Here is a 17,413-nt window from a genome sequence, read left to right on the forward strand (position 1 = left end):
GCGCCCATGGCCAGACCTCGCCTGTTACCGGACAACTTCACTCTGGCCCTGCTCGGTGCGGTGGCCATCGCCACGCTGTTGCCAGCGCGGGGGCAGGGCGTGGCGGTATTCGAGTGGATCACCAATCTGGCCATCGGCCTGCTGTTCTTCATGCACGGCGCCAAGCTGTCGGGCAGTGCGATCCTCGCTGGCATGGGGCATTGGCGCCTGCATCTGCTGGTGTTCAGCTGCACCTTCGTGCTGTTCCCGCTGCTCGGCCTGGCGCTGCGCCCGCTGCTGACGCCGATGATCGGCGCCGAGCTGTATCTGGGCATGCTCTACCTCTGCGCCTTGCCTGCCACGGTGCAGTCGGCGATCGCCTTCACATCGCTGGCGCGCGGCAATATCCCGGCGGCGGTGTGCAGCGCGGCGGCTTCGAGCCTGATTGGCATCTTCCTTACGCCGCTGCTGGTGCTGCTGCTGATGGGCGCCCAGGGCGAAGGCGGCTCGACGCTGGATGCCATCGGCAAGATCGTCGTGCAGCTGCTGCTGCCGTTCATTGCCGGGCAGATCGCGCGGCGCTGGATTGGCGACTGGGTGGCGCGCAACAAGGGCTGGCTGAAGAACGTCGACCAGAGCTCGATCCTGCTGGTGGTCTACACCGCCTTCAGCCACGCGGTGGTCGAGGGAATCTGGCAGCAGGTGCCGCTGCCGCAGCTGCTGGGGCTGGTGCTGGCCTGCTGTCTGCTGCTGGCGCTGGCCCTGCTGATCACCTGGCTGGTGGCGCGCTGGCTGGGCTTCGATCTGGAGGACCGCATCACCATTCTCTTCGCCGGGTCGAAGAAGAGCCTGGCCACCGGCATACCCATGGCGCAGGTGCTGTTCGCCGGCGGTGCGCTGGGTACGCTGATCCTGCCGCTGATGCTGTTCCACCAGATTCAGCTGATGGTGTGCGCGGTACTGGCGCAGCGTTATGCGTCGCGACCAGAAACAACTGCGGTGGCAAAAGCTGGCTGACGCTAAGCCCAATCAGCGACGGATTCGTGACTGCAACGCAAAGATCATTTGCCCGTTACGGTCTGGGAGCGGTGCGCGGGGGTGGCTAAGCTGCGCGCCATTCTGTTGCTGAGGCATTTCCATGAAGAAGATTCTGCTACTCAACGGCGGCAAGGCCTTCGCCCATTCCGCCGGCCAGTACAACGCCACGCTGCATCAGGCAGCCATCGAAACCCTGACGGCGGCCGGCTTCGAGGTCCGCACCACCGAGATCGACGCCGGCTACGATGTGCAGCAGGAAGTCGAGAAGATTCTCTGGGCCGATGCGCTGATCTATCAGATGCCCGGCTGGTGGATGGGCGCACCCTGGACGGTGAAGAAATACCTCGACGAGGTGTTCACCGCCGGCCACGGCAGCCTCTACGCCAATGACGGCCGCACCCGCTCCGATGCTTCGCAGAAGTACGGCAGCGGCGGTCTGCTGCAGAGCAAACGCTACATGATTTCCGCCACCTGGAACGCGCCGCAGCAGGCCTTCGACGACCCCAGCGATTTCTTTGCCGGCAAGGGCGTGGATGCGGTCTACCTGCCGTTCCACAAGGCCAACGAGTTTCTCGGCATGCAGGGCTTGCCGACCTTCCTCTGCGTCGATGTGATGAAGCGGCCGCAGGTCGAGGCGGATGTCGAACGCTATCGCCGGCACCTGGGCGAGGTATTCGGCTTCAGCGTCTGACCTTCGAACAGGCAAAGAAAAACCCCTCGCGGCGCGGGCCGGGAGGGGTTTTTCGTTTCAGCGCGAGGCGATCATTCCACGGCCTTGACCATGTCCTCGACGACCTTCTTGGCGTCGCCGAAGACCATCATGGTCTTGTCCATGTAGAACAGCTCGTTGTCCAGACCGGCATAGCCGCTGGCCATGGAGCGCTTGTTGACGATGACTGTCTTGGCCTTGTACGCCTCGAGGATCGGCATGCCGGCGATCGGCGACTTCGGATCGTTTTTCGCCGCCGGGTTGACCACGTCGTTGGCGCCGAGCACCAGCACCACGTCGGCCTGGCCGAACTCGGAGTTGATGTCCTCCATCTCGAACACCTGCTCGTAGGGCACCTCGGCTTCGGCCAGCAGCACGTTCATGTGCCCCGGCATGCGCCCGGCGACCGGGTGGATCGCGTACTTCACGGTCACGCCCATGTGCGTCAGCTTCTCGGCCAGTTCCATCAGCGCGTGCTGCGCGCGGGCCACCGCCAGGCCGTAGCCGGGCACGATGATCACGGTGTCGGCGTTGGTCAGCAGGAAGGCGGCGTCGTCGGCCGAGCCGGACTTCACGTTGCGCTCCTGCTGCGCGCCCGCCGGGCCGCCGGCATCGGCGTCGGCACCGAAGCCGCCGAGGATGACGTTGAAGAACGAGCGGTTCATCGCCTTGCACATGATGTACGAGAGGATCGCGCCGCTCGAGCCCACCAGCGAGCCGGCGATGATCAGCATCGAGTTGTTCAGCGAGAAGCCGATACCGGCGGCCGCCCAGCCCGAATACGAGTTGAGCATCGACACCACCACCGGCATGTCGGCACCGCCGATGGGGATGATGATCAGCACGCCGATGACGAAGGCCAGTGCCACCAGGATGGCGAAGGCGGTCAGGTTGCCGGTGAAGGTGTAGACCAGGCCCAGGCCGACGATCGCCAGGCCCACGGCCAGGTTGACCATGTGCTGGCCCTTGAACACCACCGGAGCGCCTTGGAACAGGCGGAACTTGTACTTGCCGGACAGCTTGCCGAAGGCGATCACCGAACCGGAGAAGGTGATGGCGCCGATGGCCGCACCGAGGAACAGCTCCAGGCGGTTGCCCACCGGAATGGCGTAGCCCATGTGCTCGACGATGCCCAGCGACTGCGGTTCGACCACCGCGGCAATCGCGATGAACACCGCGGCCAGGCCGATCATGCTGTGCATGAAGGCGACCAGTTCGGGCATCTTGGTCATTTCGACGCGCTTGGCCATGACGGTGCCGACGCTGCCGCCGATCAGCAGACCGACGATCACGTAGCCGATGCCGGCGGTGGCCAGCTCGCTGCCGAGCTTGAAGATCAGGCCCACGGTGGTGAGCACCGCGATACCCATGCCGATCATGCCGAACAGGTTGCCGCGGCGTGAGGTGGTGGGGTGGGAGAGGCCCTTCAGCGCCTGGATGAAGCACACCGAGGCGACCAGATAGAGCAGGGTGATCAGGTTCATGCTCATGGCTTACTTGCCCTCCGCCTTGGCCGCGCTGCGGTCCTTCTTCTTGAACATTTCCAGCATGCGACGGGTGACCAGGAAGCCCCCGAACACGTTGACCGCGGCCAGCGCCACGGCGAGCGTGCCCATGGCCTTGCCCAGCGGGGTAACGGTGAGCGCGGCGGCCAGCATGGCGCCGACGATGACGATTGCCGAGATCGCGTTGGTGACCGCCATCAGCGGCGTGTGCAGGGCTGGGGTGACGTTCCAGACCACGTGGTAGCCGACGTAGATCGCCAGCACGAAGATGATCAGGTTGTAGATGCCGTCCGAAATCAGATCCATGTTCGCGTCTCCCTTAACCGTTGGTCCGCACGACCTGGCCGTCGCGGCACATCAGGCACGCGGCGACGATGTCGTCTTCGAGGTTGAGCTGGAACTGGCCGTCCTTGTCGATGACCAGCTTGAGGAAATCCAGCAGGTTGCGGGCGTACAGCGCCGAGGCATCGGCCGGCACCAGCGTCGCCAGGTTGGCGTGGCCGACGATGGTCACGCCGTGGCGCACCACCACCTGGTCGATCTCGGTCAGTGGGCAGTTACCGCCATGCCCGGCCGCCAGGTCGACGATCACCGAGCCGGGCTTCATCTGCTCGACGGTGGCTTCCTGCAGCAGCGTCGGCGCCTTGCGGCCCGGGATCAGCGCGGTGGTGATGACGATGTCCGACTGCAGCGCACGCTCGTGCACCGCCTGCGCCTGACGCGCCATCCACGAGGCCGGCATCGGCCGCGCATAGCCGCCGACGCCTTCGGCGCATTCGCGCTCCTCGTCGGTCTCCAGCGGCACGTCGACGAACTTGGCGCCGAGCGATTCGATCTGCTCCTTCACCGCCGGACGCACGTCCGAAGCCTCGACCACCGCACCCAGGCGCTTGGCCGTGGCGATGGCCTGCAGCCCGGCGACACCGGCGCCGAGGATCAGCACGCGCGCGGCCTTCACCGTACCGGCGGCAGTCATCAGCATCGGCATGAAGCGCGGGTAGTGATGGGCGCCGACCAGCACCGCCTTGTAGCCGGCGATGTTGGCCTGCGACGAGAGCACGTCCAGGCTCTGTGCACGGGACGTACGCGGCGCGGCCTCCAGGGCGAAGGCGGTGATACCGCGGGCAGCCATGCGCGCGATGCCGTCATTGTCGAACGGGTTGAGCATGCCCAGCAGCACGCTGCCGGACTGCATCTGCGCCAGTTCGGCCTCGTCCGGCGCATTGACCTTCAGCACCAGCTCGGCGGCAAAGGCCGCGGCCGCATCGCCGATGGTTGCGCCGACCGCTTCATAGGCGCTGTCCGGCACGCTGGAAAGCAACCCGGCGCCGCTTTGCAGCGTCACCCGGTGCCCTTGGCCGATCAGTTTCTTGACGGTTTCCGGGGTCGCGGCGACGCGCGTCTCCCCGGAGTGGGTTTCGAGAGGAACACCGATGTGCATTGTTGTTGTTCTCCTGCGTGATCATGACCGGTACTGCGGCGAACCGCGCACCGACGTGCTTTTCACCCGCTCGCTGCTCTGGCGAACGGGGTGTGGAACAGGTGAAGCCAGCCGGGCGATGCACAAAAACGGATCGCCCGGCGCGGCATTCTGCAAGCCTTGAAAAAATCAAACAACTGTTTCAATCAAACGATTGTATTTGACGCGCCGGTCGCAGGATGACTGCCTGTTTTCCGTGCTTCGCTGCAGATTGCGTCCTGTTTGGCTCTGCGTACGACCAATTCGTCCGCGCCAGGCACACGACACGGCCGCATCATGAATGACGCGCCATTGACGGGGTATTCGTCAGCGGTGCCAACCATCTCCGACCTTGGTGTCGGGTTAAGTCGATATGCGGGAAAAACGCGCGCACGTTGAAATGTCATTCAATCCTTGTAGTCCAACTAGGCTGGTTGGACCCGATTGGAGTGTTTCGAACGCAGTGACGTCGGGTCGCTGCGTGTCGCTGGTGGAGCTGGACGATGCCCGAACTCGATGTAAACGAAGTCACCACGCTGCTCGAGCAGCCGGCCCAGCGCCGCCTGCCGTTCGCCTTTGCGCGCCGGCACGGTGTGATCCTGCTGGAGCGTGGCGGCGAGCTGCACCTCGGCCTGCGCGAGGGCGCCGCGCTGACCGCGGTACAGGAGGCGCAGCGGGTCGTTGGTATGCGCTTGCCGATGCAGTGGCTGCCGCAGGCGGATTTCGATCAGGCGCTCGGCGCGGCCTACCAGCACGACTCTTCCGCGGCGATGCTGATGGTCGAGGGGTTGGGCAATGACCTCGACCTGGCCAGCCTGGCCGACCAGATCCAGGAAACCGAGGACCTGTTGGAGCAGGAGGACGATGCGCCGATCATTCGCCTGATCAACGCCATCCTCGGCGAGGCGATTGCCGAGAACGCCTCGGATATCCATATCGAAACCTTCGAGAAGCGGCTGGTGATCCGCTTTCGCGTCGACGGCATCCTCCGCGAAGTGGTGCAGCCCAAGCGCGAGCTGGCGGCGCTGCTGGTGTCGCGGATCAAGGTCATGGCCAAGCTGGACATCGCCGAGAAGCGCATCCCGCAGGATGGGCGTATCTCGCTGCGGGTCGGCGGTCGCGAGGTCGATATCCGCGTTTCCACGCTGCCCTCGGCCAATGGCGAGCGGGTGGTACTGCGCCTGCTGGACAAGCAGGCCGGGCGCCTGACCCTGCGCCACCTGGGGATGAACGAGCAGGACCGCCGCCAGCTGGAGCAGGCGGTGAAGAAGCCCCACGGCATCATCCTGGTTACCGGCCCCACCGGTTCGGGCAAGACCACCACACTCTATGCCGCGCTGACGACCCTCAACGACCGTACGCGCAACATCCTCACCGTCGAGGATCCCATCGAGTACCACCTCGAAGGCATCGGCCAGACCCAGGTCAACACCAAGGTCGACATGACCTTCGCCCGCGGCCTGCGCGCCATCCTGCGTCAGGATCCGGACGTGGTGATGGTCGGCGAGATCCGCGACCAGGAAACCGCCGACATGGCCGTGCAGGCCTCGCTCACCGGTCACCTGGTGCTCTCCACGCTGCACACCAACAGCGCCATTGGCGCCGTCACGCGCCTGGTGGACATGGGCGTCGAGCCGTTTCTGATCTCCTCGTCGTTGCTCGGCGTGCTGGCCCAGCGCCTCGTGCGGGTGCTGTGTAATGACTGCAAACGCGCCTACATCGCCGATGCCGCCGAGTGCGAGCTGCTCGGCGTCAGTCCGGCCGAGGCGCCGACGCTGTACCACGCCGAAGGCTGCGAGCAATGCCGTGGCCTCGGCTACCGCGGGCGTACCGGCATCTATGAGCTGGTGCTGTTCGACGACACCCTGCGCACCATGGTGCACACCCGCGCCAGCGAGCAGGACATGCTGCGCCATGCCCGTGAGCTGGGCCCGAGCATCCGCGAGGACGGGCTGCGCAAGGTGCGCGAGGGGGTGACCACCATCGAGGAAGTGCTGAGGGTGACGCGTGAGGAGTGAGGGGATGAGGTTGATTCCGACGCGCCTGCAGAGGCATCCGCAGCCTGACCGACGTCGCATGGTGGCGCCATTCGCGGCCGCTCCCTCGGCTGTGCGGTATCTGTGTAGAGGCGCTCTCGACCGCGGATCGCCGCTGTTGGAGACCGCCTGATGGCTGCCTTCGAATACCTCGCCCTCGACCCCCGTGGCCGTGAGCAGAAGGGCCTGATCGAGGCCGACAGCCCGCGTCAGGCGCGGCAGTTGCTGCGCGAGAAGCAGTGGGCGCCGCTGGAGGTGAAGCAGGCCAAGTCCAAGGAAGACGTCAGCCGTGGCGGCTTCAGTTTCGGCCGCGGCCTGTCGGCGCGTGATCTGGCATTGGTCACCCGGCAGCTGGCGACGCTGGTGCAGGCCGCGCTGCCGATCGAGGAAGCCCTGCGCGCGGCGGCCGCGCAGTCCACCTCGGCGAAGATCAAGTCGATGCTGCTGGCGGTGCGCGCGCGGGTGATGGAAGGCCACAGCCTGGCCGCGGCGCTGCGCGAATATCCGTCGGCCTTTCCCGAGCTTTACCGCGCCACCGTGGCGGCCGGGGAGCACGCCGGCCATCTCGGGCTGGTGCTCGACCAGCTGGCCGACTACACCGACCAGCGTCAGCAGTCGCGGCAGAAGATACAGCTGGCGCTGCTCTATCCGGTAATCCTGATGGTCGCCTCGCTGGCCATCGTCGTGCTGCTGCTCGGCTACGTGGTGCCGGACGTGGTCAAGGTCTTCGTCAACACCGGGCAAGAACTGCCGGCGCTGACCCGCGGGCTGATCGCCACCAGCGACGTGGTGAAGAACTGGGGCTGGCTGATCGTGCTCGGCCTCGTCGGCGCGTTCCTGGCCATGCGTGCGGCCCTGCGCGACCCGGCGCTGCGCCTGCGCTGGCATGCGTTCATCCTGCGGATACCGCTGATCGGTCGGCTGAGCCGGGCGACCAACACGGCGCGCTTCGCCTCCACTCTGGCGATCCTGACACGCAGCGGCGTGCCGCTGGTGGAGGCGCTGTCCATCGCCGCCGCGGTGATCGCCAACCTGCGCATCCGCGAGCGGGTTGTCGAGGCGGCGCAGAAGGTGCGCGAAGGCAGCAGCCTGACCCGTGCTCTGGATGCCACCGGGGAATTCCCGCCGATGATGCTGCACATGATCGCCAGCGGGGAGAAATCCGGTGAACTGGATCAGATGCTGGCGCGAACCGCGCGCAATCAGGAGAACGACCTTGCCGCCCAGGTGTCTCTGCTGGTCGGCCTGTTCGAACCGTTCATGCTGGTGTTCATGGGGGCGGTGGTGCTGGTCATCGTGCTGGCCATCCTGATGCCGATCCTCTCTCTCAACCAACTGGTGGGGTAACGACAATGAAGTTGCAACGACGTACGCAAGGGGGCTTCACCCTCATCGAGATCATGGTGGTGGTGGTCATCCTCGGCATCCTCGCCGCACTGGTGGTGCCGCAGGTGATGAGCCGCCCGGACCAGGCCAAGGTCACCGTGGCCAAGGGCGATATCAAGGCGATCGCCGCGGCGCTGGACATGTACAAGCTGGACAATTTCGCCTATCCGAGCACCCAGCAGGGCCTGGATGCGCTGGTGAAGAAGCCTTCCGGCAACCCGCAACCGAAGAACTGGAACCGCGACGGCTACCTTAAGCGCCTGCCCAAGGATCCATGGGGCAACGACTACCAGTACCTGTCGCCGGGCACCCAGGGCCAATTCGACCTCTATTCCTTCGGCGCCGACGGCAAGCCCGGCGGCAGCGATCTGAACGCCGACATCGGTAACTGGGACCTGTAATCGATGCGGCAACGCGCCCGCGCCTTCACGCTGATCGAACTGCTGGTGGTGATCGTCCTGCTGGGCATTCTGGTCAGCGTGGCGGTGCTCAGCGTCGGAGGCTCGAGCACCTCGCGCGAGCTGCGTGACGAGGCGCGGCGGCTGGCGGCGCTGATCGGCGTGCTCAGCGACGAGGCGGTGCTCGACAGTCGCGAATACGGCCTGCTGGTCAACAGCGAGGGTTATCGAGTGCTGCGTTACGACGAGGCAGCCACACGCTGGCTGGACGTCGAGCGGCGCAAGGTGCACAAGGTGCCGGAATGGATGCGCCTGGACCTGGAACTGGACGGCACGCCGCTGGAACTGCTGGCTCCGATCCGGCGCGAAGATGATCGCGCCGGGTTGTCCGGCGAAGGCGAGCGATCCGCACGCCGCACGCCCCGGTTGGAGCCGCAGTTGCTGATTCTCTCCAGTGGCGAGTTGTCGCCGTTTAGCCTGCGTCTGTCCGAGCGCAAGTCGGGCGGCGACGCCTGGTTGATCGCCAGCGACGGCTTCCGCCTGCCCGAGGCCGAGCCGCTCGGAGACAGGCGATGAGAGCATCTCTGGCCAGGGCCGGCCGCGGTTTCACCCTGCTGGAAGTGCTGGTGGCGCTGGCGATCTTCGCCAGCGTTTCGGCGGTGGTGCTCACCGCGGCCGGGCGCAGCCTGAGCAATGCCGGACGCCTGGAAGAACTGACCCTGGCCGGCTGGATCGCCGATAACCGCATCAGCGAACTGCAGTTGCAGCAGACCCCGCCTGCCATCGGCCGCGAAACCCAGGCGCTGGAATACGGCGGCCGCCAGTGGCAGACCCTCAGTGAAATCGAGGCCAGCGCCGATCCGGGCCTGCTGCGGGTGACCGTCTGGGTGGCGCTGCAGACATCGCGTGGCCGCAGCGACCCGCTACCCGAGCGCGCGGTCACCAGCCTCACCGGCTTCATCGGTGTCGGCCCGGGAGCCGCGCGCCAATGAACGCTCACGCGCATACCAGCGCCGGTTTCACCCTGCTCGAACTGCTGATCGCCATCGCTCTGTTCGCGCTGCTGGGCCTCGGCACCTATCGCATGCTCGAAGCGGTGCTGCAGAGCGACGAAGCGGTGCGTGCGCAGGAACTGCAATTGCGCGAGCTGAGCCGCGCGGTGTGGGCATTCGAACGCGACCTGCAGCAGGTGGTCGGGCGGCCGATTCGCGACGGTTTCGGCGACGAACGCAACGCCTTTATCGGCCAGTTGGGTGGTGAGGATGGCGCGCCAGTGCTGGAGTTGACCCGCGCCGGCTGGCGCAATCCCACCGGGCTGCGGCGCGCCAATCTGCAGCGGGTGCGCTGGCGTCTGGCCGGCGATAACCTCGAGCGCGTCTACTGGGTGGTGCTCGACCGCGACATCGACAGCGAGCCGCGCGTGCAACGCGTGCTGGACAATGTCCAGGGCCTGCAGCTGCGCTACCTCGACGAGGACACCGTGTGGCACGAAGAGTGGCCGCCGTTCGATTTCGGCCGCGGTAGCCCGGAGAACGCCGCCGAACGCCTGCCGATCGCCCTGGAATTGAATATCGAGCACGCCCGCTACGGCCGCATCACCCGTCTGCTGCGCCTGCCCGATGCCGCCGAACAGACGATGCAGCAGGGGCTGCCCGGCGCCGAGGGCGTGCCCGAACCGTTCGAAGGAGAGCTGCCGCAATGAGTCGTCAGCGCGGCGTGGCACTGATCACCGTGCTGCTGGTGGTGGCCATCGTCACCGTGGTCAGCGCGGCAATGGTGGCGCGCCAGCAGCTGAGCATTCGTGCCAGCAGCAACCAGCTGCAGGCACGCCAGGCCTGGCACTACGCGCTGGGCGGCGAAGCGCTGGCGCAGGCGATACTGGCCCGCGACCTGAAGGGCGGCGAGCCTGGCGCCGCCGCGATCGATCATCTGCTCGAACCCTGGGCCCAGCCGCTGCCGGCGTTCGAGATCGATCAAGGCGAGATCCTCGTGCGCATCGAGGATCTCGCCGGACGCTTCAACCTCAACGACCTGCTGCGCGACCAGCAGCCCAACCCCGCCGCGGTCGAGCAATTCCGCCGGCTGCTGCTGCGTCTGCAGATCAGCGCGCCCTATGCCGAGCGCCTGCTCGACTGGATCGATCCCGACCAGCAGCCGAGCGGTGAGCTGGGTGCCGAAGACAACGTCTATCTCGGCCTCGATACACCCTATCGCAGCGCCGGTCGCCGGCTCCACGACCTGTCCGAACTACGCTTGCTGCTGGACATGCGCGAAGAGGATTTCCAGCGCCTGGCACCCTACGTCGTCGCGCTGCCGCCGAACGTGCCGTTGAACGTCAACACGGCCAGCGCGATGGTGCTTTCCAGCCTCAGCGACAACCTCAGCCTCGGCGCGGCCGAGTCGCTGGTCGAGCTGCGCCGCGCCGTGCCGTTTCGCAACAGCGCGGCGTTTCTCGCGCAGCCGGCGCTGGCCGGCACTACGCTGCAGGGCACTGCGCTGGCGGTTGGCAGTCAATTCTTCCAGGCCACCAGCGAAGTGCGCCTGGGCGATCGCCGGCTGGCGCTGGTCAGCCTGTTGCAACGCGAGCAGGACGGCAGCGTCCGTGTGCTCGCGCGAAATCTCGGTCAGCCTGCCCGGCAGACCCTCCCATCCGACGGAGAACGCTAGACCATGGATTGCCTGTTTCTGCCCGCCGATAGCCCGGCCCGGCTCGACGCCGAGACCCGCGTGTACTGGCTGCCCAAGGACGAGCCCGGGCGCTGGCAAGCGCTGGGCGACTGCAGCGCGGCCGGCGCCATCAGCCTGATCCTGCCGACGGAGGTCTGCAGCTTCTTCGCCATCAGCCTGCCGACACGCAAGGCGCGCTGGATGCAGCAGGCGCTGGCCTATGCCGCCGAGGAACTGTTGGCCGAGAACGTCGATGACCTGCACCTGGCCGTGGGCGAGACGCTGACCGATGGCCGCCAGCGGGTCGTGGCGATCCGCCGTCAGCTGCTGGCCGGCTGGCTGGAGCAGCTGCGCGAACGCGGGCTGTTGATTGTGGCGATCCATGTCGACGCCGACCTGTTGCCGCGCGAGGCGACGCAGTTGCTGTTCATCGGCGAGCGCGGCCTGCTTGGCGGCGAGGGCGAAACCCGGCTGGCCTTCACCGCCGCGGACTGGCCGCAACTCGCCGCGTTCTGTGCGCCCCCCTGGCACGCCCAGGGCAGCGCCGCCGAGCCCCCGTTGGCGCTGGACGACTACCGGCAGCTGGACGACCCCTATGCGTTTCTCGCCGCGCAGCGCGCGGCGGCGATCAACCTCTCCCAGGGCGACTTCGCCGTGGAAGTCGGCAACACCGGCCTCGGCTACTGGAAACCGCTGTTCGCCGTGGCCGGGCTGATCCTGCTGCTGCAACTGGGCTTCAATCTGGGCCAGGCCTGGTACTTCCAGCGCCAGGGCGATGCCTACGCCGAGGCCAGCCTGGCGCTGTACCGCGAGCTGTTTCCCGAGGACACCCGCATCGTCAACATGCGTGCACAGTTCGATGATCACCTGGCGCGCGGCAGCGGAGGGCAGGCCGGCTTTCTGCGCCTGCTCGATCATGCCGCCGCGGCCCTGGAGGACGGCATTCCGGTGACCATCGGCCAGCTCGATTACAACCAGGACCGTGGCGACCTGGCGTTGCAGGTGCAGGCCATGGACTTCCCGACGCTGGAGACCCTGCGCCGGCGCCTGGATGAAACCGGTCAGAGCGTACAGCTGGGCTCGGCCAGCCGCGAAGGCGACGGCGTCAGTGCTCGCGTTGTGATCGGAGGCTGATGATGAATCTCAAACAACAGCTGGCCGTGCGCCTCGCCGACTCGCCGCTGTGGCAGCGCTGGCAACGTCTGGCACCGCGTGAACGCACCTCGTTGAGCCTGCTCGGCGCCTTTCTTTTCGCCGTAATGTTCTACCTCTGGCTGTGGCTGCCGGCCCAGCGTCAGGCTGCCGAGGCGCGCGACTACTATCAGGCGCAGCGCGAGCTACATGCCTACATGGAGCAGAACACCGAGCTGGCGCGGCAGATGGAGCGCAGCAATCAGGTCGAGCTGGCGCCGGAGCAGTTGCAGGGTGTAATCACCGAGAGCGCGCAGCAGGGCAATCTGCGGATCGAAAGTTTCGACAACAGCAGCGATGGCGGCCTGCAGGTGAGCCTGCCCGGCGCGTCCTATGCGCTGCTCTTGCGCTGGTTCGATACGCTGCAGGGACAAGGCGTCAGCGTTGTCGAGGTCAGCCTGGAGCGTGCCGGAGATGGTCTGGTCAACGCCCGGGTGACCTTTCGCGCCGGTAGTTGAGACGCAGCGGCCGCGTGCCGTCGGGCTGGCGGCTATACGCGCAACCCGGCAGCGCCGACAGGCGTCAGTGTGGCGAATTGAACTGCATGGCCAGTGCCCGCAGTGCGGCTTCCGCGGCGAGCACCTTGGCCACCGCGTCGTCGGCTCGCTCGCGGCTGATGCCGAGGCTGTCGAACAGTTGCTGGGGGATTTGCGTATCCGGCCCGCTGCCTATGCCGCGATTGCGCAGCATGCGTACCGCCAGACAGACCAGGTTCGGATAGGCCGCATCATCGCCGTCGTAGCCGGGGTCGTTCTGGAAGCGCAGGGCGGCCGCGAGTTCCTCGGGCATGCCCCACAGACGCATCAGCCAGGCGCCGATCTGCTCGCGGGTGATGCCCAGCAGATGCTGCTCGACATGGCTGTGCGACAGGTGCGGGTTGGCTTCCAGATGCCGGCAGATCAGCGAGAAATGCGGCGGGAAGACGTGCGCCAGGACCAGGTAGCCGAAGTTGTGCAGCAGCCCGGCCAGGTAGCTCAGGCCCGGCTCCGGGCGTTGTTCGCGGGGAATGGCGCGGGTCAGCCCCTCGATCACTGCGGCGGTGTAGATCGCCTGTTGCCAGTAGGGCGTGGCGTCCTGCGGTTGGTCCTTCGGCAGGCTGAGGGTCTTGCCCAGCGCCAGGCCGAGGGCGAGGTTGATCACCAGGTCGAAGCCCAGCACGCGGACGATGGCATCTTCCACCGAGCGGATGCGTCCGGGTGCGGCGTAATAGGGTGACGCGGCCCAGCTGATGACCTGCGCCGCCAGCGCCGGGTCGGTCTCCACCACACCGGTGATATCGTCGACGGTCGCATCGGGGTTGACGCGCAACTTGATGATCTTCTGCGCCGTATGCGACAGCGGCGGGATCTCGATGGTCTCTTCCAGGCGCTTCTGGATGCGCCGCGCGGTGAAGCTCTGCACCGCCTGGCTGATCTCCGCACGGTCGTCGTCCGGGCGGTCGAGGTTCGGCCGGATGCCGCTCAGCGGCACGGCGAAGTTGCCGGCGCTGGCCTTGCTCAGCATGCGCTTGAAATCGCTGCTGCTGACCTCCACCAGCATGCCGAGCTGGCCGGACTCCAACAGCAGCCTTGGTTGCTGCAGCAGGCGCTCTTCGTACAGGCAGGGCGAGCTGGTCAGCGAGGGTACGCCGGGCAAGCGGCTCAGCTCGTGTTTGGCGAGCATGCGCGCCAGCCGCTCTGGTTTGACCGCAGCGAGTTCCCGACCGGTGAGTTCGGCCAGGCGTGCCAGATCGAGCAGATGGTCTTGCGGGAACAGCACCAGCATCGCGCCGATGGCGTCATCCAGGAGGACCGCCTGAACCCGTTGCGCGGCAGGAAAGTTGGGGCGATCGCGCTGGATCTGGTAACTCACACCGAGGTCTTTCAACAGCTTGGTGATCAGAATGGGCGGTTCGGAGCAGCTTTCGGTGTCGACAGCAGTATTCATGAGCGGACCCGTGGTGGTGACCTGCCGGAGTATAGCGAAGCCGTCAGGCGCGGACGCTGCGGCGACGGATGGTTGTCATACCTGACCGTATTCCTGGCCGTGACGCAGCCAGCGCTCGAGCAGCGGACTGACGTGCTGCGGCCAGTGCGCCAGCAGTTCCTGCGCGGCATCACGCACCGCTGGTAACAGCTCGGCGTCGCGCATCAAATCGGCGACCTTGAACTGCAGGAGGCCGGTCTGGCGCGTGCCGAGCATCTCGCCGGGGCCGCGCAGTTCCAGATCCTTTTCGGCAATCAGGAAGCCGTCGCAGGTTTCGCGCATGATCGCCAGCCGCTCGCGGCCGAGCTGCGACAGCGGCGGATGGTACAGCAGCACGCAATGACTTGCCGCACTGCCACGGCCGACCCGCCCGCGCAGCTGATGCAGCTGGGCCAGGCCCAGGCGCTCCGGGTTTTCGATGATCATCAGGCTGGCGTTGGGCACGTCGACGCCCACTTCGATGACGGTGGTGGCGACCAGCAGTTGTAGCTCGCCGCGCTTGAACTGCTCCATCACCGCGGCCTTCTCGGCCGGCTTCATGCGGCCGTGAATCAGCCCGACGCGCAGGCCCACGAGGGCAGCGGATAGATCCTCGAAGGTGGTTTCCGCGGCCTGGCAGGTGAGCTCCTCGGATTCCTCGATCAGGGTGCACACCCAGTACGCCTGGCGGCCCTCGTTGCAGGCGATGCGCACCCGCTCGATCACCTCCAGGCGCCGGCTGTCGGCGATCACCAGCGTGTTCACCGGCGTGCGCCCCGGCGGCAGTTCGTCGAGGATCGAGGTATCAAGGTCGGCGTAGGCGCTCATCGCCAGGGTGCGCGGAATAGGCGTGGCGGTCATGATCAGCTGATGCGGGCAGAGCCGGCCGTCGATGCCCTTCTGCCGCAGGGCCAGGCGCTGCTGCACGCCGAAGCGGTGCTGCTCGTCGATGATCACCAAGGCCAGGCGCTTGAACACCACCTCGTCCTGGAATAGCGCATGGGTGCCGACCACCATCGGGCAGCCGCCGGCGATTTGCTCCAGCGCCGCGGCGCGGGCCTTGCCCTTGAGCTTGCCGGCCAGCCAGGCGACCTCGATGCCGAGCGGTTCGAGCCACTTGCTGAAGTTGAGAAAGTGCTGCTCGGCGAGGATTTCCGTCGGCGCCATCAGCGCCACCTGGTAACCGGCTTCCAGTGCCTGCAGGGCGGCGAGGGCGGCGACCACGGTCTTGCCGGCGCCGACGTCGCCCTGCACCAGGCGCAGCATCGGCTCGTGCTGGGCCAGGTCATAGGCGATCTCGGCGCCGACGCGCTGCTGCGCGCCGGTGGGGCTGAAGCCGAGGTTGGCGAGAAAGCGCTGTGGCAAGGTCTTGGCCGGTGGCAGCTGTGGCGCCTGCTGGGCGCGTACCCGCTCGCGCAGGCGCTGCAGCGACAGCTGATGGGTCAGCAGTTCCTCGAAGGCCAGGCGGTGCTGCGCCCAGTGGCGGCCCTCGGCGAGTTCTTCCAGATCGGCGTCCGGCGGCGGCCGGTGCAGGTAGCGCAGGGCCTGATCCAGCGGGCCGAGGCGGTACTCGCGAGCCAGCTCCGCCGGTAGCCAGTCCGGCAGGCTGTGTGGGCCGAGTCGGCTCAGCGCCTGCTCGCTGAGGCTGCGCAAGCGCTGCTGGGTCAGGCCCTCGGTGGTCGGGTAGATCGGCGTCAGGGTCTGTTCCACCGGCGCCGGCTCGCCGGTCAGTGCGCGGTACTCGGGGTGGTAGATCTCCAGACCGGAGGCCCCGGGACGGGCCTCGCCGTAGCAGCGCAGCTGGGTGCCGCGCTTCATGGCTTCCTTCTGCGCCTGGCTGAAGTGGTAGAAACGCAGGCTCAGCGTGCCGCTACCGTCCTGCAGGCGCACCAGCAGGCTGCGGCGGCGGCCCATGACGATATCGGCGCCGGTCACCACGCCTTCGATCACCGCGTCCTGACCCGGGCGTAGCGCGCCGATGGGCACCACGCGGGTGCGGTCCTGGTAGCGCAGCGGCAGGTGGAAGAGCACGTCGTGCAGGGTTTCCAGGCCGACCCTGGCGAGCTTCTCGGCCAGTGCGGCGCCAACGCCCTTGAGTGCGGTGACCGGAACGGTCGCCAGTTCGCTCATGGCCTCAGGCTTTCGCCGACGGCGGCTTGCCTACCGAACACAGGCGGATCGAGTCGGCGAGGATCTCGATGGCTTTGGGCCGCGGGAAGCTGGCGCGCCAGGCGATCGCCACGGTGCGGAATGGCACCGGCGGCGTCAGTGGGCGGGTTTCCAGCACGCCGGGGGAGTAGTGGTGGCTCTCGACTGCCGACAGCGGCAGGATCGACACGCCCAGGCCCGAGGCGACCATGTGGCGGATGGTTTCCAGCGAACTGGATTCGACCGTGGTGTGGCTGGCCGCCTCGCCCTTGCGGGTGGTCGGGCAGGCTTCGAGTACCTGATCGCGGAAACAATGGCCCTCGCCGAGCAGCAGCAGCGACTTGTCGTTGAGCATGTCGGCGTCGATGGTTTCCTTGGCGGTCCACGGGTGATCGGCCGGCATCAGCACGTAGAACGGCTCGTCATACAGCGGCTTGGTCAGCACGTCGGCTTCCTGGAACGGCAAGGCGATGATGATCGCGTCCAGCTCGCCGGTGCGCAGCTTGTCGCGCAGGACGTGGGTGAAATTCTCTTCGATATACAGCGGCATGTCCGGCGCCACGCGGTGCAGCTGCGGGATCAGGTGCGGGAACATGTAGGGGCCGACAGTGTAGATCGCACCGACCTTGAGCGGTGCGGCCAGCTGGTTCTTGCCGACCTGGGCCAGCTCGCGAATGCTCTGCGCCTGCTCCAGCACTTTCTGCGCCTGGGTGACGATGCCTTCGCCCACGGGCGTCAGGCGCACCGCGCTCTTGGTGCGCTCGAAGATCAGCACACCCAGCTCGTCCTCAAGCTTCTTCACGCCGACCGAAAGGGTCGGCTGGCTGACGTGGCAGCGCTCGGCGGCGCGGCCGAAGTGCTGTTCCTGGGCGAGGGTGACGATGTAGCGCAGTTCGGTCAGAGTCATAGTCAGCATCCATCAGAGTGCCAGCAAGCATAGCCTTTGCGCTGCC

The 17,413-nt window shown here is 66.7% G+C and carries 17 protein-coding genes; 11 read left to right on the top strand and 6 right to left on the bottom strand.

Going from position 1 to position 17,413, the window contains the following annotated elements:
- The first annotated feature begins 6 nt into the window (after positions 1-6).
- Both OUY36_RS00915 and OUY36_RS00920 read left to right on the top strand, forming a co-directional pair.
- Positions 7-996, top strand: a complete 990-nt coding sequence (locus tag OUY36_RS00915; RefSeq protein WP_102839227.1) for a bile acid:sodium symporter family protein — start codon at positions 7-9, stop codon at positions 994-996.
- A 121-nt stretch (positions 997-1,117) separates the two neighbouring features.
- Positions 1,118-1,708 (top strand): NAD(P)H-dependent oxidoreductase, encoded by a 591-nt coding sequence (locus OUY36_RS00920; RefSeq protein WP_230726849.1) that lies wholly within the window; start codon positions 1,118-1,120, stop codon positions 1,706-1,708.
- Between the two features lie 71 nt (positions 1,709-1,779).
- Here the strand turns inward: OUY36_RS00920 and OUY36_RS00925 are convergent, their stop codons facing one another.
- Genes OUY36_RS00925 through OUY36_RS00935 form a run of 3 tightly spaced genes read right to left on the bottom strand, consistent with a single transcriptional unit; the run spans position 1,780 to position 4,672 of the window.
- On the bottom strand, positions 1,780-3,216 hold the full coding sequence (locus OUY36_RS00925) for an NAD(P)(+) transhydrogenase (Re/Si-specific) subunit beta (protein WP_156244833.1): 1,437 nt from the start codon (positions 3,214-3,216) through the stop codon (positions 1,780-1,782).
- Positions 3,217-3,219: 3 nt separating this feature from the next.
- Entirely contained in the window at positions 3,220-3,537 is a 318-nt protein-coding gene (locus OUY36_RS00930) for an NAD(P) transhydrogenase subunit alpha (protein ID WP_003284152.1), read from the bottom strand.
- Positions 3,538-3,550: 13 nt separating this feature from the next.
- On the bottom strand, positions 3,551-4,672 hold the full coding sequence (locus tag OUY36_RS00935; protein WP_253748989.1) for a Re/Si-specific NAD(P)(+) transhydrogenase subunit alpha: 1,122 nt from the start codon (positions 4,670-4,672) through the stop codon (positions 3,551-3,553).
- Positions 4,673-5,193: 521 nt separating this feature from the next.
- On the opposite strand from OUY36_RS00935, the gene gspE reads away from it, so the two are divergent.
- From gspE to OUY36_RS00980, 9 genes are all read left to right on the top strand, one after another.
- Positions 5,194-6,708 carry a type II secretion system ATPase GspE gene (gene gspE / locus OUY36_RS00940; RefSeq protein WP_267936296.1) on the top strand — a complete coding sequence of 505 codons (1,515 nt, stop codon included), beginning with the start codon at positions 5,194-5,196 and terminating at the stop codon, positions 6,706-6,708.
- A gap of 150 nt (positions 6,709-6,858) precedes the next feature.
- Positions 6,859-8,073 carry a GspF family T2SS innner membrane protein variant XcpS gene (gene xcpS, locus OUY36_RS00945; protein WP_013981326.1) on the top strand — a complete coding sequence of 405 codons (1,215 nt, stop codon included), beginning with the start codon at positions 6,859-6,861 and terminating at the stop codon, positions 8,071-8,073.
- A gap of 5 nt (positions 8,074-8,078) precedes the next feature.
- On the top strand, positions 8,079-8,513 hold the full coding sequence (gspG, locus tag OUY36_RS00950) for a type II secretion system major pseudopilin GspG (protein ID WP_003284145.1): 435 nt from the start codon (positions 8,079-8,081) through the stop codon (positions 8,511-8,513).
- A 3-nt stretch (positions 8,514-8,516) separates the two neighbouring features.
- Positions 8,517-9,086 (top strand): type II secretion system minor pseudopilin GspH, encoded by a 570-nt coding sequence (gene gspH, locus OUY36_RS00955; protein ID WP_267936301.1) that lies wholly within the window; start codon positions 8,517-8,519, stop codon positions 9,084-9,086.
- On the top strand, positions 9,083-9,502 hold the full coding sequence (gene gspI / locus OUY36_RS00960; protein ID WP_267936303.1) for a type II secretion system minor pseudopilin GspI: 420 nt from the start codon (positions 9,083-9,085) through the stop codon (positions 9,500-9,502). Before gspH ends, gspI begins: the two co-directional genes overlap by 4 nt.
- Positions 9,499-10,212: a type II secretion system minor pseudopilin GspJ gene (gene gspJ / locus OUY36_RS00965; RefSeq protein ID WP_267936306.1), complete on the top strand. Its 714-nt coding sequence runs from the start codon at positions 9,499-9,501 to the stop codon at positions 10,210-10,212. Before gspI ends, gspJ begins: the two co-directional genes overlap by 4 nt.
- A complete protein-coding gene (gene gspK, locus OUY36_RS00970) occupies positions 10,209-11,177 on the top strand; it encodes a type II secretion system minor pseudopilin GspK (RefSeq protein WP_267936309.1) in 969 nt (322 codons plus the stop codon). Before gspJ ends, gspK begins: the two co-directional genes overlap by 4 nt.
- 3 nt (positions 11,178-11,180) lie before the next feature.
- On the top strand, positions 11,181-12,311 hold the full coding sequence (gene gspL, locus OUY36_RS00975) for a type II secretion system protein GspL (protein ID WP_267936312.1): 1,131 nt from the start codon (positions 11,181-11,183) through the stop codon (positions 12,309-12,311).
- On the top strand, positions 12,311-12,826 hold the full coding sequence (locus OUY36_RS00980) for a type II secretion system protein M (RefSeq protein ID WP_267936315.1): 516 nt from the start codon (positions 12,311-12,313) through the stop codon (positions 12,824-12,826). Before gspL ends, OUY36_RS00980 begins: the two co-directional genes overlap by 1 nt.
- Before the next feature lie 64 nt (positions 12,827-12,890).
- Here OUY36_RS00980 and OUY36_RS00985 read toward each other — a convergent pair whose 3' ends face one another.
- The 3 genes from OUY36_RS00985 to OUY36_RS00995 form a co-directional block, all read right to left on the bottom strand.
- Positions 12,891-14,294: an aminoacyl-tRNA deacylase and HDOD domain-containing protein gene (locus OUY36_RS00985; RefSeq protein WP_267936317.1), complete on the bottom strand. Its 1,404-nt coding sequence runs from the start codon at positions 14,292-14,294 to the stop codon at positions 12,891-12,893.
- A 75-nt stretch (positions 14,295-14,369) separates the two neighbouring features.
- On the bottom strand, positions 14,370-16,442 hold the full coding sequence (gene recG, locus OUY36_RS00990; RefSeq protein ID WP_267936319.1) for an ATP-dependent DNA helicase RecG: 2,073 nt from the start codon (positions 16,440-16,442) through the stop codon (positions 14,370-14,372).
- Between the two features lie 4 nt (positions 16,443-16,446).
- Complete coding sequence (locus OUY36_RS00995) at positions 16,447-17,367, bottom strand: hydrogen peroxide-inducible genes activator (protein ID WP_108241253.1); 921 nt, start codon at positions 17,365-17,367, stop codon at positions 16,447-16,449.
- Between the last annotated feature and the right edge of the window lie 46 nt (positions 17,368-17,413).

The sequence above is a fragment of the Stutzerimonas sp. R40042 genome, assembly GCF_026642215.1.
In the GTDB taxonomy this organism is placed as follows: domain Bacteria; phylum Pseudomonadota; class Gammaproteobacteria; order Pseudomonadales; family Pseudomonadaceae; genus Stutzerimonas; species Stutzerimonas frequens.